Source organism: Bacillus sp. JJ1609, from assembly GCF_036967045.1.
In the GTDB taxonomy this organism is placed as follows: domain Bacteria; phylum Bacillota; class Bacilli; order Bacillales; family Cytobacillaceae; genus Mesobacillus.
Genome location: NZ_JBALSS010000004.1, coordinates 184,582 through 210,983, shown reverse-complemented (window position 1 = coordinate 210,983; position 26,402 = coordinate 184,582). Strand labels below are relative to the sequence as shown.

The window sequence follows — 26,402 nt, the reverse complement described above, 5'->3', positions numbered from 1 at the left end:
GAAGCGCCTGGAACGGAAATCACAGCCAAGTTTAACAAAGCCATAATAAAAAAGCGGGAAGTAACCTTAATTCGTATAACCAAAATCTAAACAAAACCAGTCTTTCCAAAAAAATATTCATAGAAGCTAAATAAATCTACTAATAGCGGGTATAACACTAAAACATATTTCTAATTTATTTTATAAGTTTCTTAATATGCAGGGAGGAACCATCATGCAATGGAAAGGCAGAAGAGCGAGCGGCAATGTTGAGGATAGAAGAGGAATGGGCGGAGGCGGCATGCTAATGGGCGGCGGTATTGGCGGAATCGTCCTGTTAGTGATCATGACATTCCTTGGCGGAGGCGATCTAGGGGATGTTGTGAACAATATGTCAAACATGGGAGGCCAGTCCCCTGCTCCTTACCAGGAAACACAGGAGGAAAAGGACCTTGCCCAGTTTGTGTCCGTTGTCCTGGCTGATACAGAAGAGGTTTGGACAGAAGAGTTTAAGAAAGAAGGTATGGTTTATAAAGAGCCTACTCTTGTATTGTATTCTGGCAGTGTCCAGTCTGCCTGTGGTACAGCAGGAGCGTCTGTTGGTCCGTTTTATTGTCCCGGGGATCAGAAGTTGTATATTGACCTAAGTTTCTATGATGAACTTCAAAGTAAATTCCAGGCGCCAGGTGACTTTGCAATGGCTTATGTAATTGCCCATGAGGTAGGGCACCATGTACAAACATTACTTGGAACTTCCGATAAGCTTAACTCAATGCGCCAGAGTATGGATAAGACAGAATTCAACAAGTATCAAGTGCGATTTGAATTGCAGGCTGATTATTTAGCCGGTGTATGGGCCCACCATGCACAGGGAATGGGTGTAGTGGAAGAAGGAGACCTTGAGGAAGCTTTGAATGCAGCGAGTGCGGTCGGGGATGATACAATCCAGAAACGTTCCCAAGGATATGTCGTGCCGGAAAGTTTCACTCACGGAACTTCGGAACAGAGGAAGAGCTGGTTCTACAAAGGCTATAAAGCTGGAAACCTACAAGAAGGAGATACGTTTAACTCCAGGGAATTTTAGGTACAGTTAAACATGGGTTCTTTTTGCCCTAGCCATTGTACAAAAAGATCGTGGATGGCACCATTCTATCTTAGGAAGATGAAAGGAGCAGATTCCGCTATGGAAACACGAGTAAGATCATTTTTTCTGAACGATGCAGGTGATATTCCGAACAATCCTGATTTACCTGTGATTTTGTATCAAGGTGTTTTTGAAGATAATCTCAATATCCAAGCTCAATTCGAGCAGCATAACTGGACAGGCACATGGACTGGCGATGTTTATGATTATCACCATTACCATACAAACACACATGAGGTATTAGGTGTGACGTCTGGAAAAGCGACCGTGCTTCTTGGCGGTGATGGCGGAGAACGCCTTGACCTAAAAGCTGGTGACGTAGTTGTTTTGCCGGCCGGTACGGGCCATAGGAAAATGGAGAGCACCGAGGATTTTGCTGTTGTCGGCGCTTATCCGAATGGAAGTACCCCTAATCTACAGAAAAACGATCCAGGAGTACGAGCGCAAGCCTTGTCGCAGATCAAAAATGTGCCATTGCCAGAAACAGATCCGGTTTATGGGGAGAGCGGACCACTGCTGGAAAAGTGGGCAAAGTGATTGTCATACAAAGAAACGCAGGCGGAATGTATCTTAAAGCATTCGGCCTGCCTTTTTCAATTATCTATTCTTTAAAGAATGATTGAATTTTTTCAGCAGATATCCCAAATTTTCACGGTCATCATCGGTCCAGTCACTTAGCAGATTAGTGATGCTGTCTAATCTGGACAATTGGTTGGCAGTTAATTCTGCAAGACCGGCTTCTGTTATTTGGTAGAAATATGAACGGCCATCTTGGGTATCGGGAACTTTTTTAACATACGCTTTATCCTCTAATGCTCTTGCTTGCCTGCTGACTGTTGAGATATCAAGGTCAAATTCAGCAGCCAGCACCTTCACCCCTGCTGGGCCTAGAGCGGATAGTCTCCGAAGCAACAGATACCCAGACCGGTCAAGGCTGGTTTTTCTTTTATCCGTTGAAACAGATGTAAGCCGGCGGATCAGGATTGCCAATTCAAGTTCAATCGTTTCCAGTGCTTGTTTTTTCATCGCATTTTCACCCCGAATACTTCCTCTAGGTTACATGATAATATAACACAGGCTTTTGTCAATTTGCTGTATATCTCTGGAAAGCAACATTGACATAGTAGATAGTTGTATTATACAATCATATAGTTGCATCATACAATTGTTTTTCGTGTTTAATACACTCTTTTATAGACAGGAGTTTAATATGCAAGCTCATGAAATCATGAATAGTACAGTTTACAAGGTTAAAGATACAGACAATGTGCGTTTGGTAATTGAAAAGTTTATTGACCATCAAATAAGCGGGCTGCCCGTAGTGAATGAGCGGAATGAAATTGTCGCTTATATAAGTGATGGGGATCTCATGCGATATATCGGAAAACACAAGGATATCGTCGTTGACTCTTTTTATTATGTTGATGTTATCAGGGGAGATGATGATGAATTTGAGGTGAGGGCCCAAAAGGTCTTGGACTTGAACGTAATGGCCATTGCTCAGAAGAAAGTGCAAAAGGTGGCATGGAACCAGGAAATTGAAAATATTGCGGCACTTTTGGGCCAGAAACAAATTAAGAAAGTGCCTGTTGAACGAAATGGTGTTTTGGCTGGGATCATCAGCCGCGGAGACGTCATCAGGCATTCCTTCAAAAAATTATTGTAAATCGAAAATCGAAAAAAAGGAGAAGGAAGAATGACTTCTAAATCACAAACTGCAGCAAAACCTTTATCGATTGAATCAGCCGCCACTCCTGGAATATTAAACCAGCCTGTCGCTGTATGGGCTGTCTTCTTTGCAGCAATAACAGCTTTCATGGGGATGGGGCTGGTGAACCCGGTTTTACCAACGATTGCCCATAACTTGAATGCGACACCTAGTGAGGTAACTTTACTATATACAAGCTATAATGCTGTCATGGCATTCGCCATGCTGATCACTGGAACGGTATCATCAAGGCTGGGCAGCAAAGGTACACTCCTTCTGGGAATTTCCATTATTGCTGTTGTGTCTGCATTGGGAGGATTCGCCGAGAACATTTGGACATTGGTCGGACTAAGGGGCGGATGGGGACTGGGCAATGCGCTGTTTGTAGCAACTGCCCTGGCAGCAATTGTTTCTCTTTCAGAAAGCGGAACAGCAAAAGCAATCATACTTTATGAAGCGGCCGTGGGACTTGGCATATCAATAGGACCGCTGATGGGTGGGACATTAGGGTCTTTGACCTGGAGAGCTCCATTTTTTGGAGTTGCCACATTAATGGTGTTCGCCTTTATTCTTCTTACCATATTAATGCCAAAACCGAAGGCGCATTCTGTTAAAAAATCAAAGACTTCTTTACTTGCACCTTTCCACGCGATGAAACACCGTTCGCTTTTGGTATTAGGGATTGTAGCAGCTTTATACAATGTTGGTTTCTTCACCATCATGGCATACGCTCCCTTTGTTATGGGTCTGGAGCCAAAGGGACTTGGCTACGTATTCTTAGGCTGGGGTATTCTGCTGGCGCTTACCTCTGTATTTATGGCGCCGAAGCTTCAGCAATGGCTTGGTACTGTTAAGGCTATGGTTTTCATGTTGATTCTATTTGCCTTTGATCTTATGATTATAGGAATCTTTGCATCGACACAGTGGATCGTGATCAGCGCTGTTATTTTTGCCGGTGCGATATTGGGGAATAACAATACTTTGATTACAACAGCCGTTATGGATGCAGCGCCAGTAGAAAGAGCGACAGCTTCGGCTGCTTACAGCTTCCTGCGCTTTATTGGTGCAGCCATTGCACCTTTCATGGCTGCTAAATTAGGAGAAGTGTTTAACTCTCATATTCCATTTTTAGTTGGCGCAGGGTTCGTACTTCTGTCCGTTGTGTTCATCTGGCTGAATTTCAAGCATCTTAAGCACGTAGATACAACAGATTCATCTCATTAAATGATTCGATTCTTTTGTAGGAGAATATGAGGATAGCAATCTGATCTGGAGAACTAGAACCGACGACTATTTGAATGCTCGGATGAAGGTGTGTGGGTTTCCACTCACTTTTTTTCTATTCCCAGTTGTTTGCAGTTTCTTGTATACCTATGAGGGTATATAATAATAATGTAAGCGGTTCATGAATATTTCGTTTGGACAAAATAATTAGCTGTATAAGCAATCGTACCGAAAGAAGGGAAGGACATTGGCGAACAAGAAATTAGTTTACTTTGTTTCCTTAAGTTCTAATGTGCCTTATGTATTAAAAGAAGCAGTAAAGAATGCAGAACAGGGCAATGAAATCACCATTTTCTTCGACCTTGATGGTGCAAGGGTACTGGATAAACGATATTTAAAAATCATCGAGCGAACACATAATATTGATCTTGCCCAACTCATGAGAAGAGCGATGGACTTGGGCATTGGTTTTTTTGGCTGCCAGATGAATGTGCTGATTGCCGATGACCTTGAACTGGTTGACGGTGCCCAATTGGCAGGAGTAGCGACATTTTTGGAGACTGCTTATCAGGCAGATGCGGTTTTAAGCTATTGATGGAGGCGACTGGCATGGAGCAGAAAAAAGTGGTGGTAATGGCTCTGCATGATGAACTAGAATCTGCGTATCCTCCGTTGAATGTTGCGGTTGGCGCTGCATCATCGGGCGCAGAGGTGATTTTGGCGTTCTCACGCAAAGGTGTCAATATTCTTGATAAAAGATATGTATCAGTTCCCTCAGCTGACCTTGAATACCTCTCAAATGCGATCAGCGATTTTGGTGTATCTTCTGTTCATGAGCTATTGGAAATTGCGGTCGAAATGGGTGTTCAGTTGTATGTTGTGGATTTAGATATAAAGGATAATTTTGAGTTCGTACATCCGGCGGAGCAAGTGCCGATTAAATGGGTTTTGAACGAGGCAGCATGAGCAGATTTATTTATGCATTTTTAGCGGGATAAAAGATGAAATGCAAAGGAATTGAACGGAGACACTAGCCTGCTTATGCGGAACAATGAAAAAGACAGAGAAAGCATCCTCTGTCTTTAATCTTTATTGTCAGCCTGTCTGTTTCGACAGTTCGTTTTTATAGGTCACTTTATTTTTGCCAAGATCCTTTGAACGAAGCAGCAGCTGGTCCGCATAAATATAGCCCTTTTCCATTGACGTATATGAATTGATCGTGAAGAAATACAAACCAAATGAAGAAGTAATCGAAATGGAGTGAATTTCCGATTTATATTCCACATCTACTGAGCTAGTTTCGATGCCTTGGCGAATTTTTTCCACCAGATCAATGGTTTCTGTGAATGATCTATTTCTCAGGATCAGCGTGAATTCCTCGCCGCCGCTTCGGAAAAGGTAATCATTTTCAGATAAATAGTGCTTCAATGTCAGAGCAAAATGCTGGATGACCCTGTCACCGACAGCGTGATTATACGAATCATTGACTCGTTTGAATTTATCGATATCTGTTACTACAATGCCGATTCTTTCGCCCGTTTGGTTCAATTCGGACATTTTTAAATCCATGAATGCCCGGTTCGGAACACCTGTAAGGAAATCTGTATAAGCCATTTGTTCGAACTTGTCCCGCTCGATTTTATTCTGGATGTTCTGTGATTTTGAATGGAAGGAGCGGCTCACCAAATAATTCAAAATAAATAAGCTGACCATCATTTCCCATTTCTGCTCTTGAAGGAACAGCAGCAGCAGTCCATTGGTAAAAGCTGTTTTACCCAAATCCAGGATATTGTTGCTTTCCCTGAAGAATTGGAGTGCCTCCCGCACGCTTTTGATTTCCCCTAAAATGTAAAAAGCTATAGATAGGAATGTATAAGATATAATCATGGTGCCCACTGCAAGGATGCACATCAGGATCCAAAATCCAAATGGTACACCTTTAAATAAAGGATAAGCCAGATTAAATACAAAATATCCAATCGAGTAAATCAGTACATGAGCACCAATATTGTAGAATGTGTCCCAAAATTCATCTTCATCGGCAGTCTTGGAGCTTTTTCTAGAAAAATATACGGTGAAGCGAAAGATCGTCTCGAAAATGAACAAACCTATTGGGCCCGCGAAAATGCCGAATGATAAGCTATAATTGATCCCATAATCAAACTTCAGTGTTCCATTTTGCGCAATGATCCTAAGATTGTTATACATGGTCGAAAACAGCCAATATATGAATATAGCTATTAAAAATGTGTTTTTATCCACGAAAAAGGTACCTAATCCAAAAGCCACGGCAATTGAAACAAAAAATAGTGATACATTATATAACCTAGCTTCCAGCATAGGTATAATTTCCCCTTTCCCAATCTCTACCATATAATATTATCCTACAATCGAAGCAACTTGCAAAGTAATTTTTTGATTTGTTTAAATTTTTGTACCATTTATTTTGTCTGCTGCGTATCATAAATGGCTATGATGAGAGTAGAAGGAAAAATAAAATATTTCGGGTGTAGAAATTGAGCATTTAAAGGGAAATATTACAGTCTTGTCGAATAATATACTATATATATTCAGAATTTTTAATTAATAATTTACTTTTTAAATACTTGGCTGTTTGTTGATTGGGGCTCCTGGTTAATACAGGAAAAGACTATGAAAAAATTTTAAAAGAGAGGGGTCGTATATGGATCTTTTATTAATTGGTACTCTAGCATTGTTGCTGCTTGTGGTTGCGGGAGTAATTGCGTTTTATCAGCGAAAAAACAAACTAAAACAACTTCCCGCAAATAATCCGGAGGCTTTCCTGAAGAATGGAATGCGCGAGGAAGGGAAAAAGCTTGTCGCCGTCATCGGCGGAGATGTCGTACATGGGAATATTAGCTTTAATTTTGTCGAAGATGCTTCTAAGCGGAAGGGCTGCCTTGATTACCAATTTATTAATGACGGGGTCAATGGCAGCACGGCTTATGATGTCCTTCAACGCCTTGATCGTGTGATTGCCTGCAATCCAGAGTTCGCCATTATAATGGTCGGCTTGAATGATGCATCAGCAAAAATTGCCCCGGATATTGCGAAGAGGAATATCAGGTTGCAGGAACAATTTGAGAAACCATCCTTATTAGTTTATGAGAAAAACCTTGCTCAAATTGTGAATAGGCTGAAAACGGAAACCACGGCAAAAATTGCTTTGTTCTCACTCCCGGTAGCGGGTGAAAATTTATTTTCAAAAGCGAACAAGGAAATCGACCAATACAACGAAGTCATAAAAAAGATCGCTGAAATTAGCAATGTTTCCTACCTGCCTTTTAATGAAAAATTAAAAGCCTATTTAAAGGGAAAAGGGCATACGAGAGGACGTTCTTTGAAAAATGGCTCTAAACTGTTAGAAAAGGCGATTATTCAACACTTTGTATACGGATACAGCCTGGATCGGATTGCGCATTTGAATGGCTTTTTACTACTGACTGACGGCATGCACTTGAACAGCACATCGGGTATGATGGCGGCGCATCAGATTGAGCTATTCATGAAAAAGAATGAACTGAAAGCAATTCAATAAAAAGGATACTGCGACTGCTTGCAGTATCCTTTTGTATTTATGCCAAAACCTCGCTGATGAACGCAAGAATGTTGTCTTCAGTATCTCTAAAGAATGTCATCCATGTCTCAGTTTGGCCCACTTTAGCCACAACATGCGGTTCGTCTAAAAAGCTTACTCCCTTTGCGAGCAATTCCTCGTACTTTTCCTTAATCTTTTCCACCTGGAAATAAATGACCGAACTCGGGTGGGCAAATTGTTCGTTTTCTGGAATGCTGAGGAGAAGACGGACACCATCACAGTCAAAGAAAGCCATCGTGTCAGTGCTGAACAAAAGCGGAAGCCCTAATTGCTTCTGATAAAAAGGAATAGCTCGATCTAAGTTTTTTACAGTTACACCAATTTGGCCGATTTTTTGGATAGGATTATTGCTCATTGTTACCTCCTAAAGATAATGTTTTGCCAGGAATGATTTGATGTCAACGTCAATTTTCACGAGGTCTTCGCCGGATGGGAAATGCCCCATCGTATATCGTTTTAATTCTAATTGGTTCCCGAAAAGTCCTGCTGATTTCTTGGAAATCCTTTTTTCTGGGAAAAAGATGTCCTCAGTCCCAGTAATGACGAGGGTCGGAGCATTATAATCTTTCAGTTCCTGTGCAGTCGTAAGCTTGGGCATTTCATTCTCTAAAGACACGTATTTAAAAATACTGCCGATAATCCCCTCATCCATGCCTTTCATACTGTTTCTCGACATCACATTGGCAATTTTCCTCAAGCTTTTAGCAGACCCATTCATTTTATAAAATAACATCGGCACAAGAATTTCCTTGATCATTTGCATTTTTGATCCAAGGCTGATTCCTGCTGGCGCAACAAGTACTGCACACTGGATCTTCTCCGGTAAAAAAGCTGCCAGCCGGAGGATGATGCCCCCGCCATATGAAGGGCCAATAAAAGCACATTTTTCAATCTGGTAATGCGCCATTAAATCTTCAATCCAATTGGCGAAACTTTGATCTGATGCAGAAATCCTGACCTCGTCACTATAGCCTGGATGGCCAATGGTATCAGGCGCATAAATCTTGTAATCTGTTAACAAACCCTTGAACCATGATAGGGTCATCGGATTGATGCAATTTCCTCCCTGAAAGATAAATAACGGCTTCCCATCTGGTCTGCCCATTTTAAGGACATGCGTTTTTCCGAAACGCGTATCCACATACTCCCGATCAATCGGGAGCTCAAACTGCGTCAGGTACTGTTCATATTGGCTGAGGATGTGTTCTTTTCCTTCTTTGCTTTTATAGATCGTGGCCATTGGTTTAGGACTCCTTCATTTATTTAGCAAAAGAAAAATATATATCTATTTAGATTACTGTAATAAATTAACAAAACTACTTATTATTATAATACTTTAGCACTAGTAAAATATCTTGTTTTTTCTGGAGATAAAGGTGAGTGTATAATAATTTTTAAAATATAGTTTACAGGAGGTCAGTAATGCTGAATTTAACTATACCTGGCAGAGAACAGCTTGAAATTAAGCATTTAGTCTTGGATTTTAACGGCACGATTGCAGTTGACGGTGAGTTAATCAGAGGGGTTGCAGACAGGATCCATCTTTTAAGCAAACTGCTGGAGATACATGTTATCACTGCAGATACCAATGGCAGCGTTGTGAATCAATGCAGCGAGCTGCCTATATCTGTCCAGATTCTCCGTTCAGGAGACCATACAAAAGAAAAAGGAGAATTCGTTCGAAGTTTGGCTGGCGCGGTCTGTGTAGGGAATGGCGCTAATGATGCTGCGATGTTTGAAGAAGCAGTTGTCGCCATCGCGGTGATCGGTAATGAAGGCTGCGCTACCTCCACACTCTCGAAAAGCGATATAATCGTTCATCATATTAACGAGGCATTGGATTTATTGTTAAAACAAAACCGAATCATTGCTACTTTGCGAAGATAAGATTTTTTTCATTTGGAAAGGTTAAATTTTATGTAAAGAAACGCGTTTTGTCTGAAGAATTACTATCAAGTGTTCCTGAATTCCGTGAAAAGAAGGGGTCATTCTGCAGGAAACCATTTTTATTCCGCGAAAAGAATAGGTCATTCCGCGAAAAAACATTCCTATTCCGCAAAAAGAGCATATCTTTCCGCGAGTTTTTGTCGAAATCCCGCAACCTGGAAATTTTCAATGATTTTTTCCAGTTGGAATAGGGAGCAATTCACCCAATTGGAACACAATTTACAAAAAAGACTCATCACGCCAGGATGAGTCTTATAAGCTTATTTAATCTTCTTCAGTCCGTCCAATTTGTTTCTCCTACCTTTCTATTCATAAAAATACCTTTTCTCACCCTTCATATAAGAATATATAATAGATTCACACACACCACTTTTCCCATTATTAAGAAAATCTTAAGATTTATCGTCGGTGAATGTTAAGGTTCGCCGTCTAGAATAGAAAACATCAAAGCTTGCCTTTGTGGAAAGGAGGTTTTCACATGGAACAATACAATGTGCTTGTGGTAGACGATGAAAAAGAAATACGCGATGCAATTGAAATTTATTTAAAGAATGAAGGAATCAAAGTCATCAAGGCTGCCGACGGGATTGAGGCGATCGAAAAGCTCAATGAACAGCCAGTTCACTTAATCATCCTTGATGTGATGATGCCGCGTCAGGATGGGATTACGACTACTTTCCGGATTCGCGAAGACAAGAATATTCCCATTATCATCCTGAGCGCGAAAAGTGAGGATACGGATAAAATCCTCGGTCTCCAGGTTGGTGCCGATGATTACGTGACCAAGCCGTTCAACCCGCTCGAACTGATCGCCAGGGTGAAATCACAGCTGAGACGGTATGTAACACTGGGTACATATGAAGGGAAAACGAAGGTGATTGACCTGAACGGGCTGACTCTCGACCAGTCATCAAAGGAAGTCACCGCGCATGGGGAATTGGTTAAGCTGACTCCGATCGAGTACAAGATCATCGAGCTGCTAATGACCAACGCCGGCAGAGTGTTTTCCATTAACGATATCTATGAACGAGTATGGAAGGAACCGAGCTACAATGCTGAAAATACGGTAGCCGTCCATATCCGGAAAATCCGTGAAAAAATAGAAATCGATCCGAAGAATCCGAGGTTTTTAAAGGTGGTGTGGGGCATTGGATATAAAATCGAAAAGTAAGTATCTTGTCGTCATTTGGGCTTTGCTCGTTTCATTTGGGCTTAGTGGATTATTTTCTGCCTTGACGAATGGCAGCCAGTTTTTGCAAGGGGATTACTTTGAATCAGAAGAATACGGCTACCAGATGAACCGATTTGTCAGCTTATTGCAAGTCTTTGAGTTAAATAGCATGACGAAAGAGGACATGAAGAAGGAAATCACTGTTTCGGATGAAGAGATAGAAGAGCATCGCATGCGGTACGGCAATCTGGGCGAACAGATTTCCAATATCGGAATGCAGTATGAACAGCAGATTCAAGAGGCGATTGACAGCGGGAATAAAACGGTTGAAGCAGCTTTAACGAAAGAAAGAGATGCGAAAATCGCCGATATTACGGAAAACTTCAACAGTGATGAACACGTACGGGCCAAAATTATGAAGGAAAAAGAGAAGCGTATAGATGAATTTTATCAGGAGCTGGAGAAATATCGCCAGCAATTTGTAAACTTTGGGCGTGCGTACAAGTATTATATGGAAGACGCAGAAACGGGAGAGGTATTTACGAACCTTACTCTTAAGGATGGTGATTCGGTTTCTGATTTCATCAATGACAAAGAAATGTACTTTGTCCAGGATTACGGTGACATTCAGGAGTTTTATGGATATACAGGAATTAGCGAGCAATTCATGCCTTACAATGAGGTTGCGGAGGCGATCCTGGCGAATCAAAATAATAATTTCACAGGGAAGATCGGGCTATCGAAAAATGCACCAGCATCGCTTCAGGCAATTGGTGATTATCGATACTTCCAAAAACGCCAGTTGCTTTTCATTGGATATATGATTGCCAGCATCGGCGCGCTGATTGCTGCTTATGTTATCGCAAGGCGCAAACCGGCTATTGTTTTTGGAACGTTTGAAAATTTCAAGCCGATTTACGCGAAAGTTCCGCTTGATGTAAGATTGGGCATCATGCTTGCGACAGGTGGTTTCTTCCTGCTTACCTTGACTCTGATCAGCGAGCAGTTTGTATATTACAATTCTGATATCTTCTCTTCGCTGATTGAACTAATAATCAGTCTGGCAGCCGCAGCCGCATTGCTGGCATTTGGCTTGATGCAGCTGAAATTCTTTGCTGAGTACCGCAATGATGGGCAGCTGCTTAAGGACGATTTACAGAAAAGCCTTGTATTTAAAGCTTATAAAGCGATTTTGGATGCATTTCTTATCAGGAGTATCGGGATTCAGTTGATCGTGCTGCTCGGATTCGTTTTTGGATTGGGCATGCTTGCTGCTGCAGTCTTGGTTGAAGCAGGATTCATTGTTGTTTTTGGTCTTGCTTTTATTTTTATTGGACTTCCGCTTCTCATTATCATCATGAAAAAGGCCGGCTACTTCAATAAGATTGTAATGAATACAGAGGAGCTTGCTGCTGGGAAAATGGGTAGTGATATCCCGGTAAAAGGCAAATCCATTTTTGCCAAACACGCAGCAGACGTCAACACATTGAGAAACTCTGTGAAGGTCTCCCACAAGGAGCAGGCAAAGAGCGAGCGTCTGAAAACGGAGCTGATCACAAATGTAAGCCATGATTTAAGGACGCCGCTGACTTCGATCATCACCTATACGGAGCTATTGAAAACGCCTGACTTAGCGCCAGAGGATCGCGACTCCTATATTGAGATTCTCGACCGTAAATCAAAGCGTTTGAAGGTTTTAATCGATGACTTATTCGAGGCGACGAAAATGGCGAGCGGCAACATCGAGCTGCGCAAGGATAAGGTCGACCTCATCCAGCTCCTGCAGCAGGCTCTTGCAGAACACAACGAAGCTTTAAGCCAATCATCGCTCCAACTGCGCGTATCTCAGCCTGATCATCCAGTTTATGCGTTTGTCGATGGCCAGAAGCTTTGGCGAGTGTTTGATAACCTGATCGGCAACATTCTTAAGTATTCTCTTGAGAATTCAAGAGTCTATATTTCGGTAAAAGCCGAGCAGGATCAGGCGGTGCTTACCTTTAAAAATGTGACAAAATACGAGCTTGGTGAAGATTTGAATGAGTTGTTCGAGCGATTCAAGCGAGGCGACCAATCTCGCCATACAGAAGGCTCAGGTCTCGGGCTAGCCATTGCGAAATCGATAGTGGACCTTCACGAAGGCTCACTTGATATTGAAGTCGATGGCGATTTGTTCAAGGTAACCGTTATTTTGGATAAAGTAAGTTAATTTTTAAGACCCCTGCATCGTTTGCAGGGGGTTTTTTCTTTGAAAAAGGTATTTGGTAAGATGAATCAGCAATCATGATTCCAATTTTATTGAACTTTAGAGTTAAATTTACTCCATTGAAAATTTATTGGCGAAAAATAGATTATTCTGGCGGAAATGAGATTATTCTGGCGAAAATAAAAATATATTGGCGAAAATGAAATTATTCTGGCGAACTGGAAATTAACACGGAAAATTTCCAGCTGCAGAATGAAACGATGAATTATTATCATGACTACTGTAAAGACACGTGATATTATAGAAGAGCAAAAGAAGTAAAATGTTAAAAATATCAAATTAAGGGAAACTACTTGTATCGTTGCAATGGAGCAGGAGGGCTATATGAAAAAAAATCAGGAGATTTCAGAGAAAAAGCTTCTTGGAATTGCTGGTCTGGGCTGGATGTTTGATGCAATGGATGTTGGGATTTTGTCTTTTATCATTGCGGCACTGAAGGTTGACTGGGATTTGTCTGTCCAGGAGATGGGCTGGATTGGCAGTGTGAATTCAATTGGGATGGCAGTCGGGGCGCTTATATTCGGGTTGCTGGCTGACAGGATTGGGCGGAAAAATGTCTTTATTATAACGTTATTGCTATTCTCTGTCGGCAGCGGACTTTCGGCTATGGCCACGACTTTGTCTTTCTTTTTGCTGATGCGGTTTTTTATTGGAATGGGACTCGGGGGAGAACTGCCGGTCGCATCGACGCTTGTTGCGGAAAGCGTACCTGCTGAAAAGCGCGGCCGCGTCGTCGTCCTTCTGGAGAGCTTTTGGGCAGGAGGCTGGCTTGTAGCGGCGCTGATTTCCTACTTTATCATCCCGAAGTTTGGCTGGCAGATGGCTTTAATCTTAAGCGCATTGCCTGCACTCTATGCACTGTATCTTCGTATGAACCTTCCGGACTCACCGCGCTTCCTTGCGGTTGAAAAGAAGGAAAGGCTGACCATCATGGAGAGCATTGCAGATGTATGGTCAAAAGAACATGTCAAAAAAACAGCGATGCTTTGGATTCTATGGTTCAGTGTCGTATTTTCCTATTATGGAATGTTCCTCTGGCTGCCAAGCGTGATGGTTATGAAAGGCTTCACATTGATCAAGAGCTTTCAATATGTATTGATTATGACGCTCGCGCAGCTGCCGGGCTATTTTACAGCGGCATGGTTGATTGAAAAAGCAGGCAGGAAGTTTGTGCTAGTAGCTTATTTGATTGGAACAGCACTCAGCGCCTATTTCTTTGGTACAGCAGATTCGCTTGCCCTGTTGATTACGGCCGGCATCCTATTGTCTTTCTTTAACCTTGGAGCGTGGGGCGCATTGTATGCCTATACACCAGAACAGTACCCAACTACTATCCGCGGATCAGGAGCAGGGATGGCTGCATCTTTCGGACGCATAGGCGGAATCCTCGGACCTTTAACGGTTCCATATTTATCAGCTCAAGGTTTTTCAATCAACATTATTTTCACGATCTTCTGCATCTCCATCCTGATTGGAGCGGCAGCGGTCTGGTTATGGGGCACTGAAACGAAACAAACGGAACTCGCATAAATCAAAAAAGTTCGCCTGAGACCCAGGCGAACTTTTTTAATAGCAAAAATTATGCTTTTACATGCTTGAAAACATTCACTGCAAATAATATTCCGCCAAGTACAACGACGAGAGAACCGATAATTGCAAAGGCAGTGAAGACACCATTTTCCGTCAGCATGACAAGGGTTATACCGCCCTGCATGACCGGTACACCAAGGTTATGAAGCCAAAAGTGAATGGTTGCCAGCCTGCTGCTTCCCGCTGCAGGATAAAGATAATAAATAGTCCCGAATAAGGCCATGGATACCCAGCCAAGCAGATTTAAGTGAGCATGCACCGATGTAAGCGAAAAATCGTGCCTGATCCCCATAATGATTCCTAGAATAATTGCAATAACAAAATAGACCGAGGCCACTTTAAAAAATCTTGCACTCATATGTTTGTTTACCTCCTCTCTTTATAGTTCTTTTAGATTATATAAAACTTCTGAAAAATTATAACATATTTACCATAAAAATAGGATTATCCATTAGGGAAAAGATTTTCACTTGCTTGAACGTTTACTTTTAATAAAGTTATAGAACTAAACTCACAAATTATAATAGTACAATAATAATTAGTTTAGTCTGACACAAAATTAACACGAATCGTTTTATCATTTTTTAGGAAATTCATGATATAATAGTGCAAACGTTTGTACAACTTCTTAAAGGGAGATAAAAGCTATGAAAAGATTATTTGAAATCGATAGCTGGAAGATCATCGAAACGGAACTGCATAGAGAGGATTTTCGACTTGCTGAAAGCATCATGAGCCTGGGGAATGGCCATATGGGCATGCGCGGGAATTTTGAAGAAACATATACTGGAGACTTCCACCGTGGTTCATATATCGCAGGTGTATGGTTCCCTGACAAGACTCGTGTAGGCTGGTGGAAGAATGGTTACCCGCATTATTTCGGTAAGGTCATCAATTCTACTAATTTTATCGGCGTAAAAGTATTGGTCGATGGAGAAGAGCTTGATCTTCATAAGGCTGAAGTGAATGAATACTATCGTGAGCTAGATATGCAGCATGGTGTGCTGACAAGGAAGTTCACTATAGTCCAGGATGGCAAGGAAACTGAAGTGGAAGCGGTACGTTTCCTATCAGTTGCTGACCGTGAACTAGCCGCAATTTCTTATTCCGTTACTGCTAAAAACTATAATGGAAACGTTACCTTTATTCCGTATTTGGATGGGGACGTTCGTAATGAAGATTCTAACTATGAAGAAGACTTCTGGTATGAGGTGAGTAAGGATGCGTCAGAATACACTGGCAGCCTTGTGATGAAAACAATAGACAATCCATTCGGCACGCCTACTTTCCAGGTAGCGACAACTATGCAAACGGTTGTCGAGGGTGAAGTTGCGAATGTGACAGTAACTGAAAAAGAAGAGTATGTAGAAAATGTGATTGAAGTTAAAGCTGGGCAGGGCAAAACTGTAACTCTCTACAAGTATGTCGCCGTGACTACAGACCGTGATTATGCTGCTGGCGATCTGGTATTAAAAGGCCGGGAAGTACTTGAGCGTTCTGTGGAAAAAGGCTTCGAACAGCTGTTGGCAGAGCACAAAAATGGATGGCTGAGCCGCTGGGAAATCGCTGATGTTGAAATCGCAGGAGATGATGAAGCTCAGCAGGGAATTCGTTTTAACCTTTTCCAATTGTTCTCTACTTATTATGGGGAAGACTCCCGATTGAATATCGGTCCAAAGGGCTTCACAGGCGAAAAGTACGGCGGAGCGACATACTGGGATACTGAAGCGTATGCAATCCCGCTTTACCTTTCCACTGCTGAGTCCGAGGTGGCCCGCAACCTGCTCATCTATCGCCACAACCAGCTTGATGGAGCATACCACAATGCGAAGCAGCAGGGACTGCAGGGTGCGCTGTATCCGATGGTTACTTTTACAGGTGTGGAGTGCCACAATGAATGGGAAATCACGTTTGAAGAAATCCACCGTAACGGCGCGATTGCTTATGCGATCTATAACTATGTGAACTACACTGGAGATAAAAATTATCTTCATGAATCTGGTATTGATGTGCTCGCAGGAATTTCCCGCTTCTGGGCTGACCGCGTCCACTTTAACAAGTTCAAGAATGTGTATATGATGCATGGGGTTACAGGCCCGAACGAATATGAAAATAACGTCAACAACAACTGGTACACAAATCGTATCGCTGTATGGACACTGCGTTATACTCTCGAAGTCATCGATTTCTTGAAGCAAAATGGCCATGAGGACCGTCTTGCTGGACTTGGATTCTCAGATGAAGAGCTTGCAAAGTGGCAGGATATCATCGACAGAATGTACTTCCCGTACGATGAAGAAAGAGGGGTATTCGTCCAGCACGATACATTCCTTGATAAAGATTTGAAGACGGTTGATGAACTGTCAGCTGAGGATCGCCCAATCAACCAGAACTGGTCTTGGGATAAGATCCTTCGCAGCTGTTTCATCAAGCAGGCGGATGTCCTTCAGGGCTTGTATTTCTTCAACCACGAGTTTACGGAAGAAGAGAAGCGCCGCAACTTTGAATTCTATGAGCCAATGACGGTCCATGAATCTTCATTGTCTCCAAGTATCCACGCTGTTCTTGCAGCTGAGCTTGGCATGGAAGAAAAGGCATACGAAATGTATAACCGCACGGCGCGCCTTGACCTTGATAACTACAACAATGACACTGAAGATGGTTTGCATATCACAAGCATGACAGGTGCATGGCTTGGGATTGTCCAGGGCTTTGCAGGCATGCGCACGGCTGAGGGCACATTGTCATTTGCCCCGTTCATTCCTAAGGCATGGAATCAGTACAGCTTCAACATCATCTTCCGCGATCACTATGTAAAAGTGGAAGTGAACCAGGAAAACGTCGTTCTTTCCCAGCAAGGTCCAGAGCTTGCTATGAACCTTTATGGCGAGGAAATTACGATTCCTGCAAATGGCGAGCTTTCTGTAAAATTGAAATAAAAATATGGGAGATCTTTGGGTTGCCAGGGGTCTCCCTCTATATGGTTTCGGGAATTGCATAGAAAGGAGTTTTAACATGACAAGACCACTCAAAGCTTTCATTTTCGACCTAGATGGCGTCATTACAGATACAGCAGAATATCACTTCTTAGCATGGAAAGCACTCGCTGAGGATTTGGGCATCACATTTACCCGCGAGGATAACGAGGAGCTTAAGGGCGTTTCCCGTATGGACTCTCTTGAAAAAATCCTCGCTATTGGCGGCAGGGAAAATGATTTTTCCTCTGAAGAAAAAGACGCGCTTGCTGACAAGAAGAATGACCACTATCTTACGTTGATCCAGAACATCACACCATCCGATCTGTTGCCGGCTATCAAGGAATTGATTACAGATATTAAGGCAAATGGGCTGAAGCTGGGCCTTGCATCCGCTAGCAAAAATGCATTCACTGTCATGGAGTCGCTTGGAATGAAATCCGAGTTCGATATCATCGTTGACGCGAAAACAGTCGTGAACGGCAAGCCTCATCCAGAGGTATTCCTTCGTGCTGCCGAGATGCTTGGCGTGGAGCCGGAAGCATGCATCGGTGTCGAGGATGCAGCAGCAGGCGTGCAGGCCATCAAAGGAGCCGGCATGTTCGCTGTCGCAGTAGGACCTAAGGAAAGCTTCGAAAACGCTGATATTATTTATGACAGCACAGAAGAGCTATCATTTGAAAAGATTGTAGAACTGTATAACGCATAAAAACAACGAAACCCGGTCTGCATAGGCCGGGTTTTTTGCTGGCGATGACCCTACTTGGGGTCATCGCTTTCTATTGCTTTTTTTAGTTGTTCGTAAAAGAATGCCGGTTCGTCGACATTCAAGACGATCCGGGTAACGTTCCGTTTCAAACCGTACATCATATGCAGTTCCTGTGGTTCATGAAGCAGGATTTCAAATGTAGGCTTTTCCACGATAAAATCAGCAACTCTCGCATCGTACAAATCATCCATTTCCTTACGAGTGAATTTCTCTGGTCCCTCATAATACTTGAATTCTTTTATCTGGCTTAACGAAAGGTTCATGCTTTTTGAAAAACCGGTTTGCAGGAGCAAATGATTGTCAGTTAGAAGATAAGGAGTCAAACGGGTAGCCTGGATTTCCGCGGTGAAAAATAAGATTCCATACACATTTAGGAACAGCAGTATATAGGAAACGATGGCGTTCCAATTATGCAGGAAATAATGCAGCCCGATCGACTCAATGGCAATCGCGTGGATCAGCATGATGTAGACAGCATTTGCGCTAGTTTTTTTATGATAGGTAAAAGCCTGGCCGGTATTAATGTCGATTTTCTTTTTCCATGAGAAGAGCGCGTAATGAAATAAGGAAAACTCCGTTGTGAAAATCAGCGCTGTCTTGTTTCCTGGTAAATGCTTTTCAACTGCATTCTTCACATTAAAGAGGAAAAATGAGTTTTGCTTGCTTAAACTTTTGTACTCTTTTATAAGCTTTGGCAGTCTGGTGATCACGTTGTAGGCGATATACAGCTCAAGCAGCAGGAATGCACCTTCAGAAACCATCAGCAAGTAGGGAAGGAATGAGTACTCCGATAAATGCTGCTGTGGGACAATAAAGTAAGCAGCAGCGAACCCAGCGAAAATCACAATACCTTGATATTTGAGCGCATACCGTTTGCGGATGATCATGAAGTAGGTTAGAAGAGGCAATATGATCAGTAAATCAAGCAATGATCCTAAGACGGCGCCTTCTGGGATTGAACCGAACATAGAGGTTCGATAAAGCGTGTAGTTTGAAAGTAGAATCAATGAGGTTAAAAATACATAAAGTATGATTTTTGGTTTTTGAACCATTTTATTTGTCATAAATATCCACCTCACTTTGATTATAACTGAATTTATCAAGCTAAGGTAATGTAATGAGTGCGTTAGACAAAATTAGATGGTATGCTTTTTCCAGTAAAATGGAAAACGTAGAGATTAGGAGCAATTTTGTAGAAATTATCTATAAAACCGTAGAAATTAATTGGGTAACCGTAGAAATAAAGAGGATAACCATAGAAATAAATCCACTTTTCGTAGAAATTAATGTACAACAAGCAGAAATCACGGACAAATAATACATCAATGATTGCCAAGCTGCACTTTTAAAACAACAGAGTTTTGCAAATACCGGATTACCCCTCCTCGAAAAGGGAAATATGCTACTATGATTCTTTTTTAAGGGACGGTGTAATGAAATGTATGATTGTCTAATTATCGGCGGCGGAATTGCGGGGCTGCAAGCAGCGATCCAGCTCGGCCGTTATAATCATAAAACCATGGTGCTTGATTCGGGAGATGGGCGATCAGCCATTTGCCATAGCTACCACAATATCCTTGGTTATCCTGATGGGATCAGCGGACCGAAATTGAGGGAAATTGGCCGCTATCAGGCTGAGAGACTCGGTGTTAAGTTTATTAATGGCAAGGCAGCAAATGCCAGGAAAACGGCAGATGGATTTGAAATAGAGTCTGACAGCGGTGAAACCCACAAAGCGAAAAGGCTGCTGCTTGCTACAGGAATTATGGATCGGATTCCGCCATTCCCGGATTTGATGCCGACCCTCGGAAACAGTGTCTATGTCTGCCCGGATTGTGACGGTTATGAAGTGAAGGACAAATCGACAATCGTGATGGGAGCTGGAAATGTCGGAGCGAATATGGCGCTGACTTTAAGCTGTTTTTCCAATAAAATTACGTATGTAAACCATGAACGAACTGAAGTCGATGAGGAAAAGCAGGCTGCTATGCAAGAAAAGGGAATCCAGTATGTCGAGGGGCCAATCGAGAAGGTTTTGGCAGATGGACCAAATTTCGGGGGAGTCATCCTTTCAAACGGAGATCAGCTGACATCTGAGCGCGGATTTATTGCCTTCGGAGGAAATGAAGTGAAGTCGCAGCTGGCACAGCAGCTTGGTGTAGAACTTCATGAAAACAAGCATGTCCTTGTTGACCCGCGGACAAAAATGACGAATGTGGAGCATGTCTGGGCGGCAGGAGACGTCGTCGCCCATTCCGAACAGGTCACAATTGCGATGGGCGATGGGATGCAGGCAAGCATCTGGATCCATAAGACGCTTCTGGAGGAAAAAAAGTAACGGTTTTCGGTAAAAACGAATCGGAATACTTATTTTCCTGCTTAGCATGGTTATTTTTCAAAGTTAGGATACTTGATGTGCTTTAATTAACTGGTAGAAGCGGTTTGTTTAAAAGTAAGGGGCTATGATTTACTAGTAATGTGTGTTTTATTACTAGTAGTGTGCAATTTTTTACTAGTAATATGCGCTATTTTACTAGTAAGCGTAAGGCGGCGTTTTTGTTTACCAGTAAGGCGTATCACTTTATCAAGAAGCGGATCATTAACAGAAGGAAGCTTTATGTAAGCGATCAAGCGAAAAGCCACCACTCTAACAAGAATGGCGGCTTTACCTTATTCTAAATCGACTTTCTCCAATGGCAGCTCTGCTGGTCCTTCGATAACATCTCCTTTATAGGAGAAGCGTGAGCCGTGGCAAGGGCAGTCCCAGGTGCGTTCGCCGTTATTCCACTTTAGCTCGCAGCCCATGTGTGTGCAGGTGGTGTCGACAACGTGCAGCTGTCCGTTTTCGTCGCGATAGGCACCGGCACGTTTTCCGTTGACAGTAACGGCAGCGCCTTCTTCATTGCCAAGACTCTCTGGAGTGGCGGATGGCCGGTCGAATTTACCTTTGATCAATTCCTTCGCGACTGTGGCATTATCGGCTACGAATGTCGCAATGTCAGGGGTGGCATGGAATCTTTGCGGTTCGAATAGGTCCTTATATGGATTCTCCTTTTTCAAAACAAGGTCTGTCATCAGAAGAGCGGCATTTATTCCATTCGTCATGCCCCATTTCCGGTAGCCAGTTGCGACAAAAATATTGTCCGTGCTTGATGAGTATTTTCCGACGAATGGAATTTTATCAAGCGTTGTTGGGTCCTGTGCAGACCAGCGGAATGGAATTTCTTTTATCCCGAATGTCTGCGAAGCGAACGCTTCAAGAGCTTCATAATACTGATGAGTGTTTTCTTCCTGGCCGGTGATATGGCTGTCTCCTCCAAACAGGACGAGCTTTTCGCCATCCCAATCTGTGAAGCGAAGTGACCTGGTAGGAGTTTCCGCATTGATATACATGCCGCCTGGATATTCCTTTTCAGTCTTGACCGCAAGTACATAGGAGCGATTCACTTGCATGCGCGAAAAGTAAAATCCTTTTAAATCGTAAAAAGGGAAGTGCGAGCTGATGATCAGTTGATTGCAGTGGACCCTATGGTTGTCCCTGGTCGTTACAACTGGCTCCGAGCCTTCTTCCATATCGACAGCTGTTGTGTTTTCAAAGATTTGCCCGCCCAGTTCAGCAAATCGCTCAACCAGATGCTTTAAAAACTTCAAAGGGTGGAACTGTGCCTGATTGCGCATAACAACAGCCGCTTTGGCTTCTACCGGGATTGGAATCTCGGAAACATACTCGCCGCCAATAACGCCCAGCTTTTCATAAGCCTTAAATTCCTTGAGCAGCTTCTCCATTTCTTTTTCAGAATTTGTGTAGACGTATGCATCCTCTTCGGTTAAATCGCAATCAATCTGTTCGTCCTTGACGAGGTTTTTGACAAATTGCATCGCATCATAGTTAGCCTGATAATACAGGCGTGCTTTTTCCTCGCCAAAATGGCTGATCAGTTCGTCATAAATGAGGCCATGTTGTGGTGTGACCTTTGCGGTTGTATGGCCGGTTGTTCCATTTAAAATCGTGCCGGCTTCAATCAGAGCCACCTTGACTCCTGCCTTTGCCAGCAGGTAGGCCGAGGTCAAGCCGGTAATGCCTCCGCCCACTACTGCCACATCAACCGTTAAATCCTCCTGCAGTTTTGGGAAAGTGGGAAGCTCTGCAGTTTTACGCCAAAAAGGTTCTGGAAAACGAGGTAATTTGGAATTATAATTGTTCATCAACAATCCTCCTTAAAAATCTTCATAATAACTAATTTTTCCTTTTTGATGAAAAACATGTACGGAAACCATTTTTCTATTACCCTGCACGTATAAGAGGTAGACAAGTTTTTACCAAAAAGGGCGGAATAAAGGGGAAATGCTGTCTGCCATGATAAAATAAGTACATTAGAGCAAGGGAGGGCCAATATGGAAATCACAGTCGTCGGAACAGGGTACGTTGGCCTTGTGACGGGAGTTTGTTTTGCTGAAGTTGGTTATAATGTAACGTGTTTTGATATCGATGAAAAAAAAATCAGGACTCTTTCTGGAGGGCAGTGCCCGATTTATGAGCCGGGGCTCGAGGCTATGCTCCAAAAAAATCTCAAAGCAGGAAGGCTCCATTTTACCGCTGATGTTAAAACAGCTTATAAGAACGCTGATTCTATCTTTGTCGCTGTAGGAACACCGGAAAATGAAGATGGGTCGGCGAATCTCGAATATTTGGAAGCAGCAATAGCGGACATTGGTGCCAACTTAGTTCAAGAGGCCATTATTGTCATCAAAAGTACAGTTCCTGTAGGGACAAATCAAAGAATTACCGGGTTATTAAAAAAGCAGATCCCGCAAGGCGTGAAGGTAGATGTTGTTTCTAATCCGGAGTTCCTGCGTGAGGGATCCGGAATCCTGGATACTTTCCATGCAGACCGCATCGTCATCGGTGCGGAGGACCGTGAGGCGGGCGGCAAGGTTGCAAGGCTCTATGAACCTTTTGGTTTGCCTGTTCTGCAGACGGATGTCCGCAGTGCGGAGCTTATCAAATATGCTTCAAATGCTTTTCTGGCGACAAAAATCAGTTTTATCAATGAAGTGGCCAATCTGTGTGAACACACTGGCGCCAATATCGAGGATGTGGCGAAGGGGATGGGCATGGACCAGCGGATCGGCAGCCAGTTTTTAAAAGCGGGAATTGGCTACGGCGGCTCGTGTTTCCCGAAGGATACAAAGGCGCTGGAAAAGCTGACACAGTACTATCGGTATGATTTTAAAATTTTGAGGTCTGTCATCGAGGTGAACAGCAGGCAAAAGCAGCAACTGTTTGTGAAGGCAAAAGAGATGATGGGGTCCTTGAAGGGGAAGCGTGCCGCAGTGCTGGGTACCGCATTCAAACCGCATACGGATGATATACGGGAAGCCCCGGCAATGGAGTTAATTGCCCAGCTGTTGGAGGAGGGTGCAGACGTATCGGTCTATGATCCAGCCGCTATGAAAAAAGTAGAAGAGATTTACGGCAGCAGGCTTTATTACGCGGGAAATGTGGATGCCGCCATCAAGGGAGCGGATGTTACTTTTATCATGACAGAATGGCCGCAAATCATGGAGTACGATGTGCAGAACTTCAATTTGTACATGAGGGAGCCAGTCATTTTTGACGGCCGGAATTGCTATGACCTTGAGGCAGTTGTAAAAGAAGGACTGACGTATATCTCAGTCGGACGGAAGGCGATCAATGTGTCAACGAAGACAGCTACAATGCCAGTAAGAAGCCACGATTGAACAAGGTAGCTCATATAAGGTAGAATGATCCTAAAAACCCTCAGTTTAGGAGGAAGCGGGATGGCTAAGGTTAAAACGAATGCAATGAGAATTCTCGATACACAAAAGGTATCCTATGAGATTCTCACATATGACGCGAATGATGGGAAAATCGATGGTGTCGCTGTTGCGGGCAAAATCGGCAAAGAACCGTCGCAGGTCTACAAGACACTAGTGGCAGTAGGAGCCAGTAAGAGTTTATACGTATTCGTCATTCCAGTAGAAGCTGAGCTCGATTTGAAAAAGGCAGCTAAGGAAGCTGGCGAGAAGAACGTGGAAATGCTTCCGGTAAAAGACATTCAGAAATTCACCGGCTATATCCGCGGCGGCTGCTCACCAATCGGAATGAAGAAGAGCTATCCAACGTTCCTGGATGTAAGTTCCAGGGATCTTGAAACGATAATCGTCAGCGCCGGAAAGATTGGCTTTCAGGTTGAGCTGGCACCTGAAGAACTTGTAAAGGCTGCATCGGGCAAATATGCACCAATAATAAAATAATGATGACCACAGTTAATTGCTGTGGTTTTTTTATTTTACTGGCTGTATTAAAGGTCAATGTTGATTTTTAGCACCTGTTGATCGGAGCGGAGCGCACTCGACTCCTGCGGGATCTGCGGCCCAGGTGAGACCCCGCAGGAGCTAAGCGACGAGGAGCTCACCCAGCGCTCCGCGGAAAGCGAGTACCTGGAGCGGAAATCAACAGTCTAATTTAACAAAGCCATTTTATTAACCTGTTAGAGGTCACCGTAGAAAAGAGCTTTCCCCGGGAAATATATATCTTCTGCTGCTGGGCATTCACCCAGCCCATTTGCCCTGCATATAGTAATGAGGAAGCGATAACATGCCGTTAGAGTGAACGGCTGGAGGGAGTGCGATTAAATGGCTGGGAAAATACTGAATTACTTTGCCGGCGGGAATACAGCCCGAGGATTTTACAATTTGTATGAATCGAACCTGCAGGGGTTATCTCGTGTATTCATATTGAAGGGCGGCCCTGGAACAGGAAAGTCATCATTGATGAAAAAAATCGGCAAGGAATGGCTTGAAAAGGGCTATGACATTGAATTTCTGCACTGTTCATCAGATAACAAGTCAATTGATGGGGTCATCATTCCTAAATTGAATGCAGGCATTGTCGATGGCACAGCTCCGCATGTCATCGAGCCGAAAGCACCAGGCGCAGTTGAGGAATATGTAAACCTTGGAGAAGCATGGGATTCATGCAAGCTGCAGGAGCATAAAGGAACGATTACGAGGCTGTCTGAAGAAATCAGCGAGGCGTTCAATACGGCCTACAGCCAATTTGACGAAGCGTTGAGAATCCATGATGAATGGGAAAAGTTTTATATCGAGAATATGGACTTTGCAAAAGCGAATGAGTTTACGAATCAATTGATCGAAAGACTATTCGGGGACAGCAAATCAGCAGGCGAAGGCAGGGTGCATGATCGCTTCCTGGGAGCAGCGACACCTGTGGGCGCAGTGGATTTTGTCCCTAACCTGACTGAAACAGTCGGCAAGAGGTATTTCATTAAAGGCCGTCCGGGTTCAGGAAAGTCGACCATGCTGAAAAAACTTGCGGCAGAAGCAAAATCACATGGCTACGATGTCGAGGTTTACCATTGCGGTTTTGACCCGCACAGCCTGGATATGGTTATTGTCCGTGAACTGGACTTTGCCATCTTTGACAGCACAGCTCCGCATGAGTACTTCCCGGAGCGGGAAACAGATGAAATCATCGATATGTATGCCGAGCTGATTGCCCCTGGGACAGATGAAAAGTATGCTGCGGAAATCCAGGATGTCGGCAGCAGATACAAAGAGAAGATGAACGAAGCGATTGCTTCTCTGGCAAGAGCCAAAGTGCTGCGCGATCAACTTGAAAAAATTTATATAGGCGCAATGGATTTTACAAAGGTTGATGCCATTGCCAGCCAAATACAGAAGGAAATTGAAAGTTTGAGTGTCCACTAGCACAGAATTGGGCATCTTGCATACATTACATGGAAAACATCAAGAGAGGGGAATTGAGTTTGAATTATTACAACTTCTACCCATATGGATCATACCAGCATGATAACGATGAATATGGATATTACGAAAATGAAGTTTACCCGCAGTATGACGCGAGGGTATTTCCTGGAATGGGCGGTGGATTCCCATTCCCAGGCGGAGGCCCAGGAGGAGGCTTTCCAGGCGGAGGCCCAGGTGGCGGGTTTCCAGGCGGAGGCC

Annotated in this window: 24 protein-coding genes and 1 pseudogene; 18 read left to right on the top strand and 7 right to left on the bottom strand. The window is 43.3% G+C overall.

Annotation, left to right across the window (positions count from 1 at the left end; translation table 11 throughout):
• Window positions 1–214 precede the first annotated feature (214 nt).
• On the top strand, window positions 215–1,063 hold the full coding sequence (gene ypfJ, locus V7654_RS03455; protein WP_335428480.1) for a KPN_02809 family neutral zinc metallopeptidase: 849 nt from the start codon (window positions 215–217) through the stop codon (window positions 1,061–1,063).
• Between the two features lie 99 nt (window positions 1,064–1,162).
• Entirely contained in the window at window positions 1,163–1,660 is a 498-nt protein-coding gene (locus V7654_RS03450; protein ID WP_335428479.1) for a cupin domain-containing protein, read from the top strand.
• Between the two features lie 60 nt (window positions 1,661–1,720).
• Here V7654_RS03450 and V7654_RS03445 read toward each other — a convergent pair whose 3' ends face one another.
• The gene (locus V7654_RS03445) at window positions 1,721–2,149 is read right to left on the bottom strand and encodes a MarR family winged helix-turn-helix transcriptional regulator (RefSeq protein ID WP_335428478.1); all 429 of its coding nucleotides are present in this window, start codon (window positions 2,147–2,149) and stop codon (window positions 1,721–1,723) included.
• A gap of 184 nt (window positions 2,150–2,333) precedes the next feature.
• Here V7654_RS03445 and V7654_RS03440 point away from each other — a divergent pair, with 184 nt between their 5' ends.
• The 4 genes from V7654_RS03440 to V7654_RS03425 all read left to right on the top strand — a co-directional run bounded on the left by V7654_RS03440 (window position 2,334) and on the right by V7654_RS03425 (window position 5,021).
• Window positions 2,334–2,789 (top strand): CBS domain-containing protein, encoded by a 456-nt coding sequence (locus V7654_RS03440; RefSeq protein ID WP_335428475.1) that lies wholly within the window; start codon window positions 2,334–2,336, stop codon window positions 2,787–2,789.
• Between the two features lie 30 nt (window positions 2,790–2,819).
• Window positions 2,820–4,055, top strand: a complete 1,236-nt coding sequence (locus tag V7654_RS03435) for an MFS transporter (protein ID WP_335428473.1) — start codon at window positions 2,820–2,822, stop codon at window positions 4,053–4,055.
• 247 nt (window positions 4,056–4,302) lie between these two features.
• Window positions 4,303–4,650, top strand: a complete 348-nt coding sequence (locus V7654_RS03430) for a DsrE/DsrF/DrsH-like family protein (protein ID WP_335428472.1) — start codon at window positions 4,303–4,305, stop codon at window positions 4,648–4,650.
• Window positions 4,650–5,021 carry a peroxiredoxin family protein gene (locus V7654_RS03425; RefSeq protein ID WP_335428590.1) on the top strand — a complete coding sequence of 124 codons (372 nt, stop codon included), beginning with the start codon at window positions 4,650–4,652 and terminating at the stop codon, window positions 5,019–5,021. Before V7654_RS03430 ends, V7654_RS03425 begins: the two co-directional genes overlap by 1 nt.
• A 129-nt stretch (window positions 5,022–5,150) precedes the next feature.
• Here the strand turns inward: V7654_RS03425 and V7654_RS03420 are convergent, their stop codons facing one another.
• Window positions 5,151–6,428: a GGDEF domain-containing protein gene (locus V7654_RS03420; RefSeq protein ID WP_335428471.1), complete on the bottom strand. Its 1,278-nt coding sequence runs from the start codon at window positions 6,426–6,428 to the stop codon at window positions 5,151–5,153.
• A gap of 310 nt (window positions 6,429–6,738) precedes the next feature.
• On the opposite strand from V7654_RS03420, the gene V7654_RS03415 reads away from it, so the two are divergent.
• Entirely contained in the window at window positions 6,739–7,614 is an 876-nt protein-coding gene (locus V7654_RS03415; protein WP_335428470.1) for an SGNH/GDSL hydrolase family protein, read from the top strand.
• Window positions 7,615–7,651: 37 nt separating this feature from the next.
• On the opposite strand, the gene V7654_RS03410 is transcribed toward V7654_RS03415, so the two are convergent.
• Window positions 7,652–8,029, bottom strand: a complete 378-nt coding sequence (locus V7654_RS03410; protein ID WP_335428468.1) for a VOC family protein — start codon at window positions 8,027–8,029, stop codon at window positions 7,652–7,654.
• 9 nt (window positions 8,030–8,038) lie between these two features.
• Window positions 8,039–8,914 (bottom strand): alpha/beta fold hydrolase, encoded by an 876-nt coding sequence (locus tag V7654_RS03405; protein WP_335428467.1) that lies wholly within the window; start codon window positions 8,912–8,914, stop codon window positions 8,039–8,041.
• A 182-nt stretch (window positions 8,915–9,096) separates the two neighbouring features.
• Here V7654_RS03405 and V7654_RS03400 point away from each other — a divergent pair, with 182 nt between their 5' ends.
• From V7654_RS03400 to V7654_RS03385, 4 genes are all read left to right on the top strand, one after another.
• The gene (locus tag V7654_RS03400) at window positions 9,097–9,561 is read left to right on the top strand and encodes an HAD family hydrolase (RefSeq protein ID WP_335428466.1); all 465 of its coding nucleotides are present in this window, start codon (window positions 9,097–9,099) and stop codon (window positions 9,559–9,561) included.
• Window positions 9,562–10,099: 538 nt separating this feature from the next.
• The gene (locus tag V7654_RS03395) at window positions 10,100–10,792 is read left to right on the top strand and encodes a response regulator transcription factor (protein WP_335428465.1); all 693 of its coding nucleotides are present in this window, start codon (window positions 10,100–10,102) and stop codon (window positions 10,790–10,792) included.
• Window positions 10,770–12,998, top strand: coding sequence for a sensor histidine kinase (locus V7654_RS03390; RefSeq protein ID WP_335428463.1), 2,229 nt, complete (start codon window positions 10,770–10,772; stop codon window positions 12,996–12,998). Before V7654_RS03395 ends, V7654_RS03390 begins: the two co-directional genes overlap by 23 nt.
• A gap of 381 nt (window positions 12,999–13,379) precedes the next feature.
• Window positions 13,380–14,585, top strand: coding sequence for an MFS transporter (locus V7654_RS03385; protein WP_335428462.1), 1,206 nt, complete (start codon window positions 13,380–13,382; stop codon window positions 14,583–14,585).
• A 49-nt stretch (window positions 14,586–14,634) separates the two neighbouring features.
• Here the strand turns inward: V7654_RS03385 and V7654_RS03380 are convergent, their stop codons facing one another.
• Complete coding sequence (locus V7654_RS03380; RefSeq protein WP_335428461.1) at window positions 14,635–15,003, bottom strand: cytochrome-c oxidase; 369 nt, start codon at window positions 15,001–15,003, stop codon at window positions 14,635–14,637.
• 289 nt (window positions 15,004–15,292) lie between these two features.
• Between V7654_RS03380 and V7654_RS03375 the strand changes: the two genes are divergently transcribed.
• Together V7654_RS03375 and pgmB are read left to right on the top strand one after the other, a co-directional pair.
• Complete coding sequence (locus tag V7654_RS03375; protein WP_335428460.1) at window positions 15,293–17,584, top strand: glycoside hydrolase family 65 protein; 2,292 nt, start codon at window positions 15,293–15,295, stop codon at window positions 17,582–17,584.
• 76 nt (window positions 17,585–17,660) lie between these two features.
• A complete protein-coding gene (pgmB, locus tag V7654_RS03370) occupies window positions 17,661–18,329 on the top strand; it encodes a beta-phosphoglucomutase (RefSeq protein ID WP_335428459.1) in 669 nt (222 codons plus the stop codon).
• A gap of 50 nt (window positions 18,330–18,379) precedes the next feature.
• On the opposite strand, the gene V7654_RS03365 is transcribed toward pgmB, so the two are convergent.
• The gene (locus V7654_RS03365; RefSeq protein WP_335428457.1) at window positions 18,380–19,453 is read right to left on the bottom strand and encodes a hypothetical protein; all 1,074 of its coding nucleotides are present in this window, start codon (window positions 19,451–19,453) and stop codon (window positions 18,380–18,382) included.
• 374 nt (window positions 19,454–19,827) lie between these two features.
• Here V7654_RS03365 and V7654_RS03360 point away from each other — a divergent pair, with 374 nt between their 5' ends.
• Window positions 19,828–20,727, top strand: a complete 900-nt coding sequence (locus V7654_RS03360) for an NAD(P)/FAD-dependent oxidoreductase (protein WP_335428456.1) — start codon at window positions 19,828–19,830, stop codon at window positions 20,725–20,727.
• Window positions 20,728–21,059: 332 nt separating this feature from the next.
• Here V7654_RS03360 and V7654_RS03355 read toward each other — a convergent pair whose 3' ends face one another.
• Window positions 21,060–22,595, bottom strand: a complete 1,536-nt coding sequence (locus tag V7654_RS03355) for an FAD-dependent oxidoreductase (protein WP_335428455.1) — start codon at window positions 22,593–22,595, stop codon at window positions 21,060–21,062.
• A gap of 189 nt (window positions 22,596–22,784) precedes the next feature.
• Between V7654_RS03355 and V7654_RS03350 the strand changes: the two genes are divergently transcribed.
• From V7654_RS03350 to V7654_RS03335, 4 genes and pseudogenes are all read left to right on the top strand, one after another.
• Window positions 22,785–24,131 (top strand): UDP-glucose dehydrogenase family protein, encoded by a 1,347-nt coding sequence (locus V7654_RS03350; RefSeq protein ID WP_335428454.1) that lies wholly within the window; start codon window positions 22,785–22,787, stop codon window positions 24,129–24,131.
• A 60-nt stretch (window positions 24,132–24,191) separates the two neighbouring features.
• On the top strand, window positions 24,192–24,668 hold the full coding sequence (gene ybaK / locus V7654_RS03345) for a Cys-tRNA(Pro) deacylase (protein WP_335428452.1): 477 nt from the start codon (window positions 24,192–24,194) through the stop codon (window positions 24,666–24,668).
• A gap of 381 nt (window positions 24,669–25,049) precedes the next feature.
• A complete protein-coding gene (locus tag V7654_RS03340; RefSeq protein WP_335428451.1) occupies window positions 25,050–26,144 on the top strand; it encodes a PRK06851 family protein in 1,095 nt (364 codons plus the stop codon).
• A 59-nt stretch (window positions 26,145–26,203) separates the two neighbouring features.
• Window positions 26,204–26,402, top strand: a pseudogene (locus tag V7654_RS03335) (hypothetical protein); the annotation flags it as partial.

Bases quoted from the DNA above. Each gene is read 5' to 3' on its own strand.
- ypfJ (WP_335428480.1), top strand. From the start codon at position 215: ATGCAATGGAAAGGCAGAAGAGCGAGCGGCAATGTTGAGGATAGAAGA.
- V7654_RS03450 (WP_335428479.1), top strand. From the start codon at position 1,163: ATGGAAACACGAGTAAGATCATTTTTTCTGAACGATGCAGGTGATATT.
- V7654_RS03445 (WP_335428478.1), bottom strand. From the start codon at position 2,149: ATGAAAAAACAAGCACTGGAAACGATTGAACTTGAATTGGCAATCCTG.
- V7654_RS03440 (WP_335428475.1), top strand. From the start codon at position 2,334: ATGCAAGCTCATGAAATCATGAATAGTACAGTTTACAAGGTTAAAGAT.
- V7654_RS03435 (WP_335428473.1), top strand. From the start codon at position 2,820: ATGACTTCTAAATCACAAACTGCAGCAAAACCTTTATCGATTGAATCA.
- V7654_RS03425 (WP_335428590.1), top strand. From the start codon at position 4,650: ATGGAGGCGACTGGCATGGAGCAGAAAAAAGTGGTGGTAATGGCTCTG.
- V7654_RS03420 (WP_335428471.1), bottom strand. From the start codon at position 6,428: ATGGTAGAGATTGGGAAAGGGGAAATTATACCTATGCTGGAAGCTAGG.
- V7654_RS03415 (WP_335428470.1), top strand. From the start codon at position 6,739: ATGGATCTTTTATTAATTGGTACTCTAGCATTGTTGCTGCTTGTGGTT.
- V7654_RS03410 (WP_335428468.1), bottom strand. From the start codon at position 8,029: ATGAGCAATAATCCTATCCAAAAAATCGGCCAAATTGGTGTAACTGTA.
- V7654_RS03405 (WP_335428467.1), bottom strand. From the start codon at position 8,914: ATGGCCACGATCTATAAAAGCAAAGAAGGAAAAGAACACATCCTCAGC.
- V7654_RS03400 (WP_335428466.1), top strand. From the start codon at position 9,097: ATGCTGAATTTAACTATACCTGGCAGAGAACAGCTTGAAATTAAGCAT.
- V7654_RS03395 (WP_335428465.1), top strand. From the start codon at position 10,100: ATGGAACAATACAATGTGCTTGTGGTAGACGATGAAAAAGAAATACGC.
- V7654_RS03385 (WP_335428462.1), top strand. From the start codon at position 13,380: ATGAAAAAAAATCAGGAGATTTCAGAGAAAAAGCTTCTTGGAATTGCT.
- V7654_RS03380 (WP_335428461.1), bottom strand. From the start codon at position 15,003: ATGAGTGCAAGATTTTTTAAAGTGGCCTCGGTCTATTTTGTTATTGCA.
- V7654_RS03375 (WP_335428460.1), top strand. From the start codon at position 15,293: ATGAAAAGATTATTTGAAATCGATAGCTGGAAGATCATCGAAACGGAA.
- pgmB (WP_335428459.1), top strand. From the start codon at position 17,661: ATGACAAGACCACTCAAAGCTTTCATTTTCGACCTAGATGGCGTCATT.
- V7654_RS03365 (WP_335428457.1), bottom strand. From the start codon at position 19,453: ATGACAAATAAAATGGTTCAAAAACCAAAAATCATACTTTATGTATTT.
- V7654_RS03360 (WP_335428456.1), top strand. From the start codon at position 19,828: ATGTATGATTGTCTAATTATCGGCGGCGGAATTGCGGGGCTGCAAGCA.
- V7654_RS03355 (WP_335428455.1), bottom strand. From the start codon at position 22,595: ATGAACAATTATAATTCCAAATTACCTCGTTTTCCAGAACCTTTTTGG.
- V7654_RS03350 (WP_335428454.1), top strand. From the start codon at position 22,785: ATGGAAATCACAGTCGTCGGAACAGGGTACGTTGGCCTTGTGACGGGA.
- ybaK (WP_335428452.1), top strand. From the start codon at position 24,192: ATGGCTAAGGTTAAAACGAATGCAATGAGAATTCTCGATACACAAAAG.
- V7654_RS03340 (WP_335428451.1), top strand. From the start codon at position 25,050: ATGGCTGGGAAAATACTGAATTACTTTGCCGGCGGGAATACAGCCCGA.